Raw genomic sequence first — 14,141 nt, 5'->3', positions numbered from 1 at the left:
CGGGCGAGCGCGTGGTCGTGCCGTTCCTGCGTGCGCGCGGCGTGGCACGGCTCGACGTGCTGATGATCAGCCACGCCGACGCCGATCATGCCGGCGGTGCGCCGGCCGTGCTTGGCGCGCTGCCGGTCGGGCAGCTTGCAGGCGGCCTGCCGCCCGCGAACCGGCTATGGCGCGCGGCGCAGGCGGCCGGTGTGGCAGACCGGCTCGTCTGCGCGGCCGGACAGCGCTGGCAATGGGACGGCGTGCAGTTCGCCGTGCTGTGGCCGCCGGCCGGTGTGACGCCCCTCGGCGCGAATGCGCAATCCTGCGTGCTGCACATCGCGGCAGGCCGTCAGGGGGCCTTGCTGACAGGCGATATCGACACGCGCGTCGAGCGCGCGCTGCTGGCCGACGACCGCGCGGCGCTCGCGGCCGACGTGCTGGTGGTGCCGCATCACGGCAGCCGCACCTCGTCGTCGGAGCCGTTCGTCGATGCGGTCGGGCCGCGCGCCGCATGGTTTCCGCTCGGCTACGCGAACCGCTTCGGGCATCCGCATCCCACCGTCTGGGCGCGTTTTGCCGAGCGCGGCATTGCGCTCGCGCGCAGCGATCGGGACGGCCAGGTGAGCGTCACGCTGAACGATCCCGATGCGCCCGGCGGGTTGCCGCTGCTGCGTTATCGCGAGCGGTATCGGCGCTACTGGATGAACCGATGAATGCCGGAGTAGAGGGAACCATCGAAGCGCGGCCAGCCCGAAGGAATCGATAAAAATCAATTGCTTATCGCCATGTTTCGAAAGCACCCGCGTGCTTCGCCCGGGCGTTGTGAAATACGGCGTCACGGACGCGCTATGCTCGTCCGACATCGCGCCGCGCGGCGCTGTTGGCCGCGCCCCGAATCGCATACAGGAGACACCGCCCCGTTGAAGGACATCCTCCATTTCTCGCACGCGAACGGTTTTCCCGCCTCGACCTACCGGACGCTGTTCGCCGAGCTGGCCGACGAGTACGAAATCCGCGCGCTGGAGCGGATCGGCCACGACCGGCGCTATCCCGTCACGCGCGACTGGCCGCACCTCGTCGACGAGCTGGTCGAGACGATCGATCGAGGTTACGAACGGCCGGTCTGGCTGGTGGGCCATTCGCTCGGCGGGTATCTGTCGCTGATGGCGGCGCTCAAGACGCCGCAACGGGTGCGCGGCGTCGTCATGATCGATTCGCCGGTGATCGCGGGCTGGCGCAGCAGCGCGCTGCGCGTGAGCCAGTGGACCGGCCTCGACGAGCGGCTGTCGCCGGCCGCGGCCACCCGCAAGCGGCGCACGCGCTGGAGCAGCCGCGACGAAGTCTGGCGGCATTTCCGCGAAAAACCGGCGTTCGCGCGCTGGGACGAGCGGATGCTGGCCGATTACATCGATCACGGCATTCCGCAGACGGATCCGTCCGGCGAACGGCGGCTGGCGTTCGACCGCGAGATCGAATACATGATCTACCGGACGCTGCCGCACACGCTCGGGCCGCGGCTCGCGCACGGCGCGCCGGTGCCGGTGGGCTTCCTGGCCGGCACGCGTTCGCGCGAGGTGCGGCAGGTCGGACTCGACGCCACGCGGCGCATCGTGCGCGGCCGGATCGAATGGCTCGAAGGCTCGCATCTGTTCCCGATGGAGCGCCCGCTCGAAACCGCGCGCGCACTGCAGCGCATGCTGAATACGCTGCGGTCGGCTGGCGCCGGCGCATAGCCGCGGGCGGGGCGCGAGGGGGTGTGCGGGGCGCCCGGCGGCACGGGTGCGCGGCGGCTCGCGGAGCGTCGGCAATGCCGCCGCGCGAGCGCCGCAGCGGACCATCGGCCGCCTTGCCGCACCGGGCAAGGATAGGGCGCGATCGGCCCACAATTGCTGAGAGATGCCCGGCCTTTACGGTATAATCCGTTTTTCCCGCGAGCATCCAGCGATGACCAAATATGTATTCGTCACCGGCGGCGTAGTTTCTTCCCTGGGCAAGGGGATTGCTGCCGCTTCTCTCGCCGCGATTCTCGAATCGCGCGGTCTGAAAGTCACCCTCCTCAAGCTCGATCCGTACATCAACGTCGACCCCGGCACGATGAGCCCGTTCCAGCACGGCGAAGTGTTCGTGACGGAAGACGGCGCGGAAACCGACCTCGACCTCGGCCACTACGAGCGCTTCATCAGCACGAAGATGCGCAAGGCCAACAACTTCACGACCGGTCAGATCTACGAGTCGGTGATCCGCAAGGAACGCCGCGGCGACTACCTGGGCAAGACGGTTCAGGTCATTCCGCACATCACCAATGAAATCCAGGCGTTCGTCGAGCGCGGCGCGGCTTCGGCCACCTGCGGCGAACCGGACGTGGCGATCGTCGAAATCGGCGGCACGGTGGGCGACATCGAATCGCTGCCGTTCCTCGAAGCCGCGCGCCAGATGAGCCTGCGCCTCGGCCGCAACAGCGCGTGCTTCGTGCACCTCACGCTGGTGCCGTTCATCGCCACGGCCGGCGAACTGAAAACCAAGCCGACCCAGCACAGCGTGCAGAAGCTGCGCGAAATCGGTATCTCGCCGCACGTGCTGCTGTGCCGCGCCGATCGCCGCATTCCCGACGACGAGTGCCAGAAGATCTCGCTGTTCTCGAACGTGCCGGAAGACGCGGTCATTTCCGTGTGGGACGTCGACAGCATCTACAAGATCCCGCAGATGCTGCACGATCAGGGCCTCGACAAGATCATCTGCGAAGAGCTCAAGCTCTCGCCGAAGGATGCCGACCTCTCGATGTGGGCCTCGCTGGTCGATCGCCTGCAGCACCCGAAGCACGAAGTCACGATCGGCATGGTCGGCAAGTATGTCGAGCTGACGGAATCGTACAAGTCGCTGATCGAGGCGCTGCGTCACGCGTCGATCCACACGTCGACCAAGGTCAACATCGAATACCTCGATTCCGAGGAAATCGAAACCCATGGCGTCGACAGCCTCAAGCACCTCGACGCCGTGCTCGTGCCGGGCGGTTTCGGCCGTCGCGGCACCGAAGGCAAGATCGCCGCGATCCGCTATGCGCGCGAGTCGAACGTGCCGTATCTCGGCATCTGCCTCGGCATGCAGCTCGCCGTCATCGAATTCGCGCGCGACGTGGTGGGCCTGAAGGACGCCAACAGCACCGAATTCGATCCGGCAACGCCGAGCCGCGTGGTCGCCCTCATCACCGAGTGGCACGACCGCGAAGGCAAAGTGGAAAAGCGCACGGAAGAATCGGATCTGGGCGGCACGATGCGCCTGGGCTCGCAGCGCTGCCCGATCAAGGCCGGCACGCTGGCCGAGGAAATCTACGGCGCCGACGTCAACGAACGTCACCGCCACCGTTACGAGGTCAACAACGGTTTCGTGCCCCAGCTCGAAGCCGGCGGCCTCGTGATCAGCGCCCGCACGCCGAGCGAGGATCTGCCGGAAATGATGGAACTGCCGCGCTCGATGCACCCGTGGTTCGTCGGCGTTCAGTTCCACCCGGAATTCACGTCCACGCCGCGTGACGGTCACCCCCTGTTCAAGTCGTTCGTCGAAGCCGCGCTGGCCAACCAGCAGGCGCGTGCCGGAGTGAAAGCATGAAACTGGGCGATTTCGAAGTCGGCCTCGATCGGCCGTTCTTCCTGATCGCCGGCACCTGCGTCGTCGAATCGGAGCAGATGACGATCGACACCGCCGGCCGGCTCAAGGAAATCTGCGCGAAGCTGAACATTCCGTTCATCTACAAGTCGTCGTTCGACAAGGCCAACCGCAGTTCGGGCACCTCGTTCCGCGGCCCGGGCATGGACGAAGGCCTGCGCATCCTGTCCGAAGTCAAGCGTCAGCTCGGCCTGCCGGTGCTGACCGATGTGCACGACATCGAGGAAATCGAGCCGGTGGCGTCGGTGGTCGACGTGCTGCAAACGCCGGCCTTCCTGTGCCGGCAAACCGATTTCATCCACGCCTGCGCGCGCTCGGGCAAGCCCGTCAACATCAAGAAGGGCCAGTTCCTCGCGCCGCACGACATGAAGAACGTGATCGACAAGGCGCGTGCCGCGGCCCGCGAAGCCGGTCTGTCGGAAGACCGCTTCTTCGCCTGCGAGCGCGGCGTCTCGTTCGGCTACAACAATCTCGTGTCCGACATGCGTTCGCTCGCGATCATGCGCGAGACAGGCGCGCCGGTCGTGTTCGACGCCACCCACTCGGTGCAGTTGCCGGGCGGGCAGGGCACCAGCTCGGGCGGCCAGCGCGAATTCGTGCCGGTGCTCGCGCGCGCGGCCGTGGCCACGGGCGTGGCCGGGCTGTTCATGGAGACGCACCCGAACCCGGCCGAGGCGAAATCCGACGGCCCGAACGCCGTGCCGCTGCACCGCATGGCCGCGCTGCTCGAGACGCTCGTCACGCTCGACACGGTCGTCAAGCGCACGCCGTTCCTGGAAAACGATTTCAACTAATGCATGAACTTGGCGGCGGTGGCAGGCGTCTGTAGCAAGGGTCTGCTCCGCCGTCACAGCCATCAAGACGGAATCCATCGTCATCCTCAGAGGAAATCATGAGTGCAATCGTAGATATCATCGGCCGCGAGATTCTGGATTCGCGCGGTAACCCCACCGTCGAGTGCGACGTGCTGCTGGAATCGGGCACGATGGGCCGCGCCGCGGTGCCGTCGGGTGCGTCGACGGGCTCGCGCGAAGCGATCGAGCTGCGCGACGGCGAAACCGGCCGCTATCTCGGCAAGGGCGTGCTGAAGGCGGTCGAGCATATCAACACCGAAATCTCCGAAGCGATCATGGGTCTCGACGCATCGGAACAGGCGTTCCTGGACAAGACGCTGCTCGAGCTGGACGGCACCGACAACAAGTCGCGCCTCGGCGCGAACGCGATGCTGGCCGTGTCGATGGCTGTCGCGAAGGCTGCCGCCGAAGAAGCCGGCCTGCCGCTGTACCGCTACTTCGGCGGTTCGGGCGCGATGCAGCTGCCGGTGCCGATGATGAACATCGTGAACGGCGGCGCGCACGCCAACAACAGCCTGGACATCCAGGAATTCATGATCGTTCCGGTCAGCCAGCCGACGTTCCGCGAAGCGCTGCGTTGCGGCGCCGAAGTGTTTCACGCGCTGAAGAAGATCCTGTCGGATCGCGGCATGAGCACGGCCGTGGGCGACGAAGGCGGCTTCGCGCCGAACTTCGGCAGCAACGACGAATGCCTGTCGACCATCATCCAGGCGATCGAGAAGGCCGGCTACCGCGCAGGTGAAGACGTCCTGCTGGCGCTCGACTGCGCCGCGTCGGAGTTCTACCACGACGGCAAGTACCAGCTGGCCGGCGAAGGCCTGCAACTGTCGTCGGCCGAGTTCACCGACTACCTGGCCACGCTCGCCGACAAGTTCCCGATCGTCTCGATCGAAGACGGCATGCACGAAAGCGACTGGGACGGCTGGAAGCTGCTGACCGACCGCCTGGGCAAGAAGGTGCAACTGGTCGGCGACGATCTGTTCGTCACCAACACGCGCATCCTGAAGGAAGGCATCGAGAAGGGCATCGGCAACTCGATCCTCATCAAGATCAACCAGATCGGTACGCTGACCGAAACGTTCGCCGCCATCGAAATGGCCAAGCGCGCCGGTTACACGGCCGTGATCTCGCACCGCTCGGGCGAAACGGAAGATTCGACGATCGCCGATATCGCCGTGGGCCTGAACGCCGGTCAGATCAAGACGGGCTCGCTGTCGCGCAGCGATCGCATCTCGAAGTACAACCAGCTGCTGCGTATCGAGGAAGATCTCGGCGATATCGCCAGCTACCCGGGCAAGTCGGCGTTCTACAACCTGCGCGGATAACGCGCTACTATCCGGACTTGTCCTCCGTGACGCCGCTTCGCGACCCTCGTGAAGCGGCGCTTCTTATATCTGCGGCTCGTACATGCGGCTTGTCACTGTCGTTCTGATCGCCTTGCTGGTGTTGATTCAGTACCCACTCTGGTGGGGGCATGGCGGCTGGCTGCGCGTGCACGAATTGCGCCAGGAACTGGTCGACCAGACGCAGAAGAACGCGGACGAAAAGTTGCGCAACGAACGCATTGCCGGCGAAGTGCAGGATCTGCAGAACGGCACGGCCGCCATCGAGGAGCGCGCGCGCTACGAGATGGGCATGATCAAGGACGGCGAGGTGTTCGTGCAGTTCGTTTCGCCGAATTCGCCGGCGCCGATGGTGCCGAACCAGAATTCCACCGCGTCGCTGACCAATCACGGCGTCACGGGCGCACCGGTCAGCGTCGTGCCGAATCCGGTGTCGCGCGCCAAGCCCGAGCGCCATCGAGGGCGCGCCGCGCATCGCGAGTGATGCGGGCAGGCAGTACGGCGGCAGCCAAAGAAAAACGCGACCCTCGGGTCGCGTTTTTTATTCGGCAAGCCTGCCTTACCAGCCCCAACCCCAGCCCGGGTAGCCGTAACCGTAACCCCAGCCGTTGTTCCAGCCGCCGTAGTAGCCGCCATAGACGGTCACGGGCGCCGGCGCGTAATACGCGGCCCGTGCGGCGGCCTCGGCCGACATCGCTTCGTCCTGCTCGCGCAGCACCTGCTTGTCGATCGCGTCGTAGCGCTGCTTCTCCGCCGGCGTGAGCGGCCGGGCCTGGGCCGTGGCGGCGCCGGGCTGGCCGTCGGGCAGGCGGCTCAGCACGGTGGACGACGGCGCGACCGCGCAGCCCGCGAGCGTGGCGGCCAACACGGCGGCCAGGGCCGCCGAGGCCGGCAGCGGCAGTTGGCGAGTGGATCGGATACTCATGACGCTTCTCCTTCGGCGCGCGCGCGGACAGGCCGCCGCGTGCTGCTCAGTGACGCTGATCGCTTGCCGGCGCGACGCCGGCGCCCAGTTCGGGCGTGACGAACAGTTGTTCGACATCGACCGGATCGAATTCATAGCGCTGGTTGCAGAACTCGCAATGAATCTCGACGTGGCCGCGTTCCTCGATCACGCCGTCGATCTCCTCGCGGCCCAGCATGCGCAGCATCCCGCCCACCTTCTCGCGCGAGCAGGTGCACTGGAAGCGCGTGCCGGCCGGCTCGAAGTGACGCACGTTCTCCTGCCAGAACAGACGCCGGAACACCGTCTCGGGTTCCGTTTCGAGCAATTCCTTCGATGTCAGCGTGCCGCCGAGCGTGCAGACGCGCTCCCAGGTGTCGGCGTCCTGCTCGTCGGCGGCCGGCACGATGCCGCCGTCGCCGGGCAGCTTCTGCAGCAGCATGCCGACCGCGCGGTCGCTGTCGGCCGCGAGCCAGAGCCGCGTGTCGAGCTGCTCCGAGTGGTGCATGTAGTGTTCGAGCGCTTGCGCGACCGATTGCAGCGGGCCGTCGTGGTCGTTGAGCGGCACGATGCCCTGATACGGCTGTTGGCCCGGCTGCTTGTCGGTCGGATCGAGCGTGATCACGCAGCGGCCGTGGCCGCTGGCGTTGAGCAGTTCGGCGAACGTCATGTCGTCGCCGAGCGTGGCAGCGGTCGCATCCGACAGCTTGGCCGTGGCGCGCATCGACAGATCCGAGCTGCATTGCACGACCAGCATCTTGACCGGCCCGTCGCCGTAGATCTGCATGACGAGCGTGCCGTTGAACTTCAGGTTCGCGGACAGCAGCGCGCAGGCGGCCATCATCTCGCCGAGAATGTGGCGCACGGGCGCCGGATAGCTGCGGCGCGCCAGGACTTCGCGCCAGGTACTGCCGAGCGAGACGATCTCGCCGCGCACCGGCGCCGTGTTGAACATGAATTTCTGTAGCTGGTCGCTCACTTCGGTTCCTCGATTGGCGGAGTGCGGCGGACGGCGTTAGCCGATCCGCACGAGCTGCTCCTTGAAATACGCGCGTCGCCGCGCGTAGTTTTGCGTATTCGCGTGCATCTTCGCGATGTCCTCGTCGGACAGCGTACGCACGACCTTTGCCGGCGCGCCCAGGATCAGCGAATTGTCGGGGAAGGTCTTGCCTTCCGTGACCACGGCGCCGGCGCCGACCAGACAGTTGCGGCCGATCACCGCGCGATTCAAGACCACCGCCTGAATCCCGATCAGCGAACCCTCGCCGATCGTGCAGCCGTGCAGCATCGCCTGGTGACCGATCGTCACGTTCGGCGCGATCGTCAGCGGGCAGCCCGGATCGGTGTGCAGCACCGCGCTTTCCTGCACGTTGCTGCCGGCGCCGACCACGATCGGTTCGTTGTCGCCGCGGATCGTCGCGCCAAACCAGACGCTGGCGTTTTCCTCGAGCACCACTTTGCCGATGATCGCCGCGCTGTCGGCCACGAACACGCTTTCATGAATGGTCGGGGCGTCTTCGCCGAGCTTGTAGATGGTCACGTTGTCTCCTGGGGTCGCCTGCAGGGTGGGGCGCCGTGGCGCCGGTACAATGTGCGCGGCCGCGCGGGCCGGGTTGCCTGGGCCGGCGCGCGCGAAGCGGGCGGCGGCCGAACGCACCGGAATCCGCTATTGTAAATGCTTGCGTGAATTGATCGCGCACACTGCTTCGCTGTCGCCAGCGTCGTATTCATGTCCGACCCGAATTTCCCGTCCGATTCCTTGCCCTGTCTGCGCGCCGCCGCACTCGCCGCGCTGCTCGAAACCGATCCCGTCGCCAAGGCCGCGCAGGTGCGCGCGCTGCATGCCGATTGCCTCGCGGGCCGCGCGCGGATCGATCCGGCGCGCCGGTTCGACGTGCCGCCGGCCTTGCCCGGGCGGCCCGAGCGCCCCGAACTGGTCGAGCCGCGCCTGCTGAAGCGCCGCTCGATGCGCTCGCCGGAAGGGAGGGCCACGCTGCTGCATGCGCTGGCGCATATCGAGTTCAACGCGATCAATCTGGCGCTCGACGCGGTCTGGCGCTTTCCCGATATGCCCGAGGCGTTCTACGGCGATTGGCTCAAGGTGGCGGCCGAGGAGGCGTATCACTATTCGCTGCTGGCGCAGCGGCTCGGCGAGTTCGGCCATGGCTACGGCGATTTCCCCGCGCACGACGGGCTGTGGGAAATGTGCGAGCGCACGGCGGGCGACGTGCTGGCGCGCATGGCGCTGGTGCCGCGCACGCTGGAGGCGCGCGGCCTCGATGCGTCGCCGCCGATTCGCGCGCGGCTCGCGCAATCGGGCGACGAGGCGTCGGCGGCGATCCTCGACGTGATCCTGCGCGATGAGATCGGCCATGTTGCGATCGGCAACCGCTGGTTTCGCCATCTGTGCGCGCAAACGGGGCGCGAACCGCATCCGGCCTACCTGCAACTGGCCGCGCAGTATCACGCGCCGCGCCTGCGCGGGCCGTTCAACTTCGAAGCGCGCCGCGACGCCGGCTTCGACGAGATCGAACTCGACGCGCTGGTCGCGCAGGATCGCGATCCGCCGCCCGCCGCCTGAACCCGGGCGCCCGCCTAGAGCGGTGGCTCGACACGCGCTGCGGTGTTGCGCGTCGCACCGGGCCGTCCGCATCGATATAATCGAACGATCATTCTTTTTTCGGTGGCCGCGATGACCCAGACCCGTACCGACTCCCTCTCCGAATTCGTGACCGTGCGCGGTACGCGCCTGCACGTGCGCCGCTGGGGGCGGCCCGGCGCGCCGACGCTCTACATGCTGCACGGCTGGATGGACGTGGCCGCGTCGTTCCAGTTCGTGGTCGACGCGCTGGCGGGCGACTGGCAGGTGATCGCGCCGGACGCGCGCGGCTTCGGGCTGTCGGACTATCCGGTGGCGGCGCAGGGCGGCGGCCAGTATTGGTTCATGGACTACCTCGCCGATCTGGAAGCGCTGATCGATCACTACACGCCGGACGGCGAGGTCAATCTGGTCGGTCACAGCATGGGCGCGAACGTGGTGTGCTTGTACGCCGGTGCACGGCCGCAGCGGGTGCGCCGCGTGGTCGATCTCGAGGGCTTCGGCCTCGCGCCGCCGCCGGCGTCGCAGGCGCCGGTGCGGCTGGCGAGCTGGCTCGACGAGCTGCGCGAGCCGCCTCGCCTGGCGAGCTACGCCTCGCTCGACGACGTCGCCGCGCGCCTGATCAAGACCAACCCGCGGCTCGCGCCCGCGCGTGCGGCGTTCCTGGCCGGCTACTGGTCGCGCCGCGATGCCGGCGGCCGTTACCACCTGCTCGCCGATCCGGCCCACAAGCAGGCCGGCCCGCTGCTCTACCGGCTCGACGAAGTGATGGCGGTGTGGTCGAAGGTGCGCGCCAAGGTGCTGCACATCGAGGCGGTCGATTCGCCCACGCTGCGTTTCCTGGCCGGAACGATTCCGCTCGGCGAATTCAAGGCGCGCTTCGCGGCCTTCCCCGACTGGCGCGAGAAGACCATCGAGGACGCGGGCCACATGGTCCATCACGACCAGCCCGAGCAGGTCGCCGCGCTGATCGAGGCGTTCTGCGCCTGATCGCGCCCCGGTTCGGCGTGTCCGCCGGATTGCGGCGTTGCAGTAGAATGCCCGCATGCACCCGATTCCGACGATGAACGCCGATCTGCACTGCCATTCCAACGTCTCCGACGGCCAGTTGACGCCTGCCGAGGTCGCGCAACGCGCGCACGCGGCGGGCGTCACGCTGTGGGCGCTGACCGATCACGACGAGATCGGCGGCCAGGCGGCGGCGCGCGAGGCGGCGCAGGCGCTCGGCATGTGCTACCTGAGCGGCGTCGAGATTTCGGTCACCTGGGCGTCGCGCACCGTGCATATCGTCGGCCTCAATATCGATCCGGCGCATCCGGGCCTCGTCGACGGGCTGTACCGCACCCGCAACGGCCGCGCCGCGCGCGCGCAGGAAATGAGCGAGCGGCTGGCCGAGATCGGCATTCCGGGCGCTTACGAGGGCGCGTTGCGCTTCGTTTCGAATCCCGACCTGATTTCCCGCACGCATTTCGCGCGTTACCTCGTCGAGGCCGGTTACGCCGCGTCCACGTCGGACGTGTTCGCGCGCTATCTCGGCGACGGCAAGCCCGGCTGCGTGCCGCACCGCTGGGCCAAACTCTCCGATGCGGTCGGCTGGATCCAGCAGGCAGGCGGCGAGGCCGTGATCGCGCACCCGGGCCGCTATGCATTCACGCCCGTCGAGTTCGGCGCCTTGTTCGGCGAATTCATCGATCTGGGCGGGCGGGCGATCGAGGTCGTCACGGGCAGCCACACGCCCGACCAATACCGCGAATATGCCGATGTCGCGCGCCGCTACGGCTTCGAGGCGTCGCGCGGTTCCGATTTTCATGCGCCGGGCGAGAGCGTCATCGAGCTTGGCAGCCTGCCGCCGCTGCCGCCGGATCTGAAACCGGTCTGGGAACGCTGGCTTTGACCTCCGAGGCCGCGCATGCCCGCGCGGCCTGGCCCCGGCGCGCAACGCACGCGCGGGCGACGATCCTCTCCCCACACAGTCCATGTCCCAGTTCTTCAGGATTCACCCGGAAAACCCGCAGCCGCGGCTGGTGCGCCAGGCGGCCGAGATCGTCAGGCAGGGCGGCGTGATCGCGATGCCGACCGATTCGAGCTACGCGCTGGCCTGCCATCTCGACGACAAGACCGCCGTGGAGCGCGTGCGGCGCATTCGCGGCCTCGACGACAAGCAATTGCTGTCGCTGCTGGTGCGCGATCTGTCGGAGCTGGCCAATTTCGCGATGGTCGACAACCACCAGTACCGGCTGATCAAGTCGGTCACGCCCGGCCCGTACGTGTTCGTGCTGCAGGCCACCAAGGAAGTGCCGCGCCGGCTGTCGCATCCGTCGCGCAAGACCATCGGCCTGCGCGTGCCCGATCATGCGATCACGCTGGCGCTGCTCGAGGCGCTCGGCCAGCCGTTGCTCGGCACCACGCTGATCCTGCCGTCGGAAGAGGATCCGCTCAACGATCCCGAGGAAATTCGCGAACGCCTGGAAAAACAGGTCGATCTGGTGATCGACGGCGGCGCGTGCCCGCGCGAGCCGTCCACGGTGATCGACCTGAGCGGCGACGAGCCGGTGCTGGTGCGAGCCGGCCGTGGCCCGCTCGAACCGTTCGGCTTGAGCGCGAACGCCTGACCCCGATCCCGATGCGGCGACGCGCCGCCGGTTTTCCGCGTCCGTCATTTTCCGCTTGTTACAATATCGCGCTATGGACAACCTGATTCAGACGATCGTCGTCTACGCCTTGCCCGTGATCTTCGCGATCACGCTGCACGAGGCCGCACACGGCTATGCCGCCCGCCTGCTCGGCGACAACACCGCCTACGCGCTCGGCCGCGTGTCGTTCAATCCGGCGCGCCACATCGATCCGATCGGCACCATCGTGATGCCGATCGCGCTGTATTTCCTGACGAGCGGCGCGTTCCTGTTCGGCTATGCCAAGCCCGTGCCGGTGGCGTTCCGCAACCTGCGCAACCCGCGCTGGGGCAGCCTGTGGGTCTCGGCCGCCGGCCCGGCCTGCAATTTCGTGCAGGCGCTGGTGTGGGGCCTGATTGCCGTCGGCCTGGCCGCCGGCGATGTCGACGAGGCGTTCTTCACGCGCATGGCCGGCGCCGGCGTGGGCGTGAACCTCGTGCTGTGCGTGCTGAACCTGTTTCCGCTGCCGCCGCTCGACGGCGGGCGCGTGCTGTCGGCGCTGCTGCCGCCCAAGCAGTCGATCGCGCTGTCGCGGATCGAGCCGTACGGCTTCATCGTCGTGCTGCTGCTGCTCATGACCGGCGTGCTGTCGAAATACTGGCTGCAGCCCGGCATCGGCATCGGCTACAGCATCGTGCGGGCCATCCTGTCTCCCATTGCATCGCTTTTCTAAAACACAAACATGTTCCCCGATCGTATCTTTTCCGGCATGCGTCCCACCGGGTCGCTTCACCTCGGCCATTACCATGGCGTGCTGAAGAACTGGGTGAAGCTGCAATCCGAATATCCGTGCTTCTTCTGCGTGGTCGACTGGCACGCGCTGACCACGCACTACGAAACGCCCGAGGTCATCGAAAAGAACGTCTGGGAAGTGCTGATCGACTGGATCGCGGCCGGCATCGATCCGACCCAGGCGACGCTGTTCATCCAGAGCAAGGTGCCCGAGCATTCGGAACTGGCGCTGTTGCTCGGCATGAGCACGCCGCTCGGCTGGCTCGAACGCGTGCCGACCTACAAGGAACAGATCGAGAAGCTCAAGGACAAGGATCTCTCCACCTACGGCTTCCTCGGCTACCCGGTGCTGATGGCGGCCGACATCCTGCTGTATCGCGGCTCGCTGGTGCCGGTGGGCGAGGATCAGGTGCCGCACGTCGAGATGACGCGCGAGATCGCGCGTCGCTTCAACCACCTGTACGGCCGCGAGCCGGATTTCGAGGAAAAGGCGCTCGAAGCCGCCAAGAAGCTCGGCGGCAAGCGCGCCAAGCTCTATCGCGAGCTGCGCAACGCCTATCAGCAGGAAGGCGACGACGAGGCGCTCGAACAAGCGCGCGCGATGCTGCAGGAATCGCAAAGCCTGTCGATGAGCGACCGCGAGCGCCTGTTCGGCTATCTCGAAGGCTCGCGCAAGATCATCCTGGTCGAGCCGCAGGCCCTGCTGACCAAGGCCTCGCGCATGCCGGGCCTCGACGGCGGCAAGATGTCGAAGTCGTACGGCAACACGATCGGCCTGCGCGAAGACGCCGAAACCATCACGAAGAAGGTTCGCACCATGCCGACCGATCCGGCGCGCGTGCGCCGCACCGATCCGGGCGATCCGGACAAGTGCCCGGTCTGGCAATTCCACCTCGTCTATTCGGACGAGCCGACGCGCGAGTGGGTGACGCAGGGCTGCAAGTCGGCTGGCATCGGCTGTCTCGACTGCAAGCAGCCGGTGGTCGACGGCATCCTGCGCGAGCAGCAGCCGATGCTGGAGCGCGCGCAGAAGTACATGGACGATCCGTCGCTGCTGCGCGCGATCGTCGCGGACGGTTGCGACAAGGCGCGCAAGCACGCGGTCGAGACGATGCGCGACGTGCGCGACGCGATGGGCTTGTCGTACAACTGAGCCGCCGCATGACGTCCATCACCACGCCGATCCCGCTTTCCAGCGCTGGCGCCGCTGCGCCGCATGCGGCCGGCGCGCCGTCGCGCTGGATCGCCGCCTGGTCGCACCTGGTGCCGCCCGGCGGCACGGTGCTCGACGTGGCGGCCGGGCAGGGCCGACATGCGCGCTGGTTCGCCGGGCGCGGCCATCCGGTGCTGGCG

General features: G+C 67.2%; 15 protein-coding genes and 1 pseudogene. 13 read left to right on the top strand and 3 right to left on the bottom strand.

Annotated elements, in window-relative coordinates; translation table 11 throughout:
• The 6 genes from G3N92_RS22045 to ftsB form a co-directional block, all read left to right on the top strand.
• A partial coding sequence (locus G3N92_RS22045) for an MBL fold metallo-hydrolase (RefSeq protein WP_206129701.1) occupies positions 1 to 695 on the top strand: 695 nt, incomplete at its 5' end.
• Between the two features lie 207 nt (positions 696 to 902).
• Entirely contained in the window at positions 903 to 1,715 is an 813-nt protein-coding gene (locus G3N92_RS22040; RefSeq protein ID WP_206129700.1) for an alpha/beta hydrolase, read from the top strand.
• A gap of 211 nt (positions 1,716 to 1,926) precedes the next feature.
• Positions 1,927 to 3,588 carry a CTP synthase gene (locus G3N92_RS22035; RefSeq protein ID WP_206129699.1) on the top strand — a complete coding sequence of 554 codons (1,662 nt, stop codon included), beginning with the start codon at positions 1,927 to 1,929 and terminating at the stop codon, positions 3,586 to 3,588.
• A complete protein-coding gene (gene kdsA / locus G3N92_RS22030; protein WP_206129698.1) occupies positions 3,585 to 4,439 on the top strand; it encodes a 3-deoxy-8-phosphooctulonate synthase in 855 nt (284 codons plus the stop codon). The genes G3N92_RS22035 and kdsA overlap by 4 nt, the downstream gene beginning before the upstream one ends.
• 98 nt (positions 4,440 to 4,537) lie before the next feature.
• Positions 4,538 to 5,824 (top strand): phosphopyruvate hydratase, encoded by a 1,287-nt coding sequence (gene eno / locus G3N92_RS22025; RefSeq protein ID WP_206129697.1) that lies wholly within the window; start codon positions 4,538 to 4,540, stop codon positions 5,822 to 5,824.
• 82 nt (positions 5,825 to 5,906) lie between these two features.
• Positions 5,907 to 6,326 carry a cell division protein FtsB gene (gene ftsB, locus G3N92_RS22020; protein ID WP_206129696.1) on the top strand — a complete coding sequence of 140 codons (420 nt, stop codon included), beginning with the start codon at positions 5,907 to 5,909 and terminating at the stop codon, positions 6,324 to 6,326.
• Positions 6,327 to 6,401: 75 nt separating this feature from the next.
• Here ftsB and G3N92_RS22015 read toward each other — a convergent pair whose 3' ends face one another.
• From G3N92_RS22015 to G3N92_RS22005, 3 genes are read right to left on the bottom strand one after another with little or no spacing between them, the layout of a single operon-like run.
• Positions 6,402 to 6,767, bottom strand: a complete 366-nt coding sequence (locus G3N92_RS22015) for a hypothetical protein (protein WP_206129695.1) — start codon at positions 6,765 to 6,767, stop codon at positions 6,402 to 6,404.
• A gap of 46 nt (positions 6,768 to 6,813) precedes the next feature.
• Positions 6,814 to 7,764: an Hsp33 family molecular chaperone HslO gene (gene hslO, locus G3N92_RS22010; RefSeq protein WP_206129694.1), complete on the bottom strand. Its 951-nt coding sequence runs from the start codon at positions 7,762 to 7,764 to the stop codon at positions 6,814 to 6,816.
• Positions 7,765 to 7,800: 36 nt separating this feature from the next.
• On the bottom strand, positions 7,801 to 8,325 hold the full coding sequence (locus tag G3N92_RS22005; RefSeq protein ID WP_206129693.1) for a gamma carbonic anhydrase family protein: 525 nt from the start codon (positions 8,323 to 8,325) through the stop codon (positions 7,801 to 7,803).
• A gap of 219 nt (positions 8,326 to 8,544) precedes the next feature.
• Between G3N92_RS22005 and G3N92_RS22000 the strand changes: the two genes are divergently transcribed.
• From G3N92_RS22000 to G3N92_RS21970, 7 genes and pseudogenes are all read left to right on the top strand, one after another.
• Positions 8,545 to 9,366, top strand: coding sequence for a ferritin-like domain-containing protein (locus G3N92_RS22000; protein ID WP_206129703.1), 822 nt, complete (start codon positions 8,545 to 8,547; stop codon positions 9,364 to 9,366).
• A 111-nt stretch (positions 9,367 to 9,477) separates the two neighbouring features.
• A complete protein-coding gene (locus G3N92_RS21995; RefSeq protein WP_206129692.1) occupies positions 9,478 to 10,374 on the top strand; it encodes an alpha/beta hydrolase in 897 nt (298 codons plus the stop codon).
• Between the two features lie 73 nt (positions 10,375 to 10,447).
• Complete coding sequence (locus tag G3N92_RS21990) at positions 10,448 to 11,278, top strand: 3',5'-nucleoside bisphosphate phosphatase (protein ID WP_206129702.1); 831 nt, start codon at positions 10,448 to 10,450, stop codon at positions 11,276 to 11,278.
• Positions 11,279 to 11,360: 82 nt separating this feature from the next.
• Positions 11,361 to 11,996, top strand: coding sequence for an L-threonylcarbamoyladenylate synthase (locus G3N92_RS21985; RefSeq protein ID WP_206129691.1), 636 nt, complete (start codon positions 11,361 to 11,363; stop codon positions 11,994 to 11,996).
• Positions 11,997 to 12,069: 73 nt separating this feature from the next.
• A complete protein-coding gene (locus G3N92_RS21980) occupies positions 12,070 to 12,729 on the top strand; it encodes a site-2 protease family protein (RefSeq protein WP_206129690.1) in 660 nt (219 codons plus the stop codon).
• Between the two features lie 9 nt (positions 12,730 to 12,738).
• Positions 12,739 to 13,941 (top strand): tryptophan--tRNA ligase, encoded by a 1,203-nt coding sequence (locus G3N92_RS21975; protein WP_206129689.1) that lies wholly within the window; start codon positions 12,739 to 12,741, stop codon positions 13,939 to 13,941.
• Between the two features lie 8 nt (positions 13,942 to 13,949).
• Positions 13,950 to 14,141, top strand: a pseudogene (locus tag G3N92_RS21970) (hypothetical protein); the annotation flags it as partial.

This window comes from Burkholderia sp. Ac-20379, assembly GCF_017104645.1.
GTDB lineage: Bacteria > Pseudomonadota > Gammaproteobacteria > Burkholderiales > Burkholderiaceae > Burkholderia.
This window is presented reverse-complemented; position numbering and strand designations above follow the sequence as displayed.

Excerpts from the sequence above, each read along its gene's own strand:
- ftsB (WP_206129696.1), top strand. The coding sequence starts at position 5,907 with ATGCGGCTTGTCACTGTCGTTCTGATCGCCTTGCTGGTGTTGATTCAG.
- G3N92_RS21975 (WP_206129689.1), top strand. The coding sequence starts at position 12,739 with ATGTTCCCCGATCGTATCTTTTCCGGCATGCGTCCCACCGGGTCGCTT.
- G3N92_RS22035 (WP_206129699.1), top strand. The coding sequence starts at position 1,927 with ATGACCAAATATGTATTCGTCACCGGCGGCGTAGTTTCTTCCCTGGGC.
- kdsA (WP_206129698.1), top strand. The coding sequence starts at position 3,585 with ATGAAACTGGGCGATTTCGAAGTCGGCCTCGATCGGCCGTTCTTCCTG.
- G3N92_RS21980 (WP_206129690.1), top strand. The coding sequence starts at position 12,070 with ATGGACAACCTGATTCAGACGATCGTCGTCTACGCCTTGCCCGTGATC.
- G3N92_RS22015 (WP_206129695.1), bottom strand. The coding sequence starts at position 6,767 with ATGAGTATCCGATCCACTCGCCAACTGCCGCTGCCGGCCTCGGCGGCC.
- G3N92_RS21985 (WP_206129691.1), top strand. The coding sequence starts at position 11,361 with ATGTCCCAGTTCTTCAGGATTCACCCGGAAAACCCGCAGCCGCGGCTG.
- eno (WP_206129697.1), top strand. The coding sequence starts at position 4,538 with ATGAGTGCAATCGTAGATATCATCGGCCGCGAGATTCTGGATTCGCGC.
- G3N92_RS21995 (WP_206129692.1), top strand. The coding sequence starts at position 9,478 with ATGACCCAGACCCGTACCGACTCCCTCTCCGAATTCGTGACCGTGCGC.
- G3N92_RS21990 (WP_206129702.1), top strand. The coding sequence starts at position 10,448 with ATGAACGCCGATCTGCACTGCCATTCCAACGTCTCCGACGGCCAGTTG.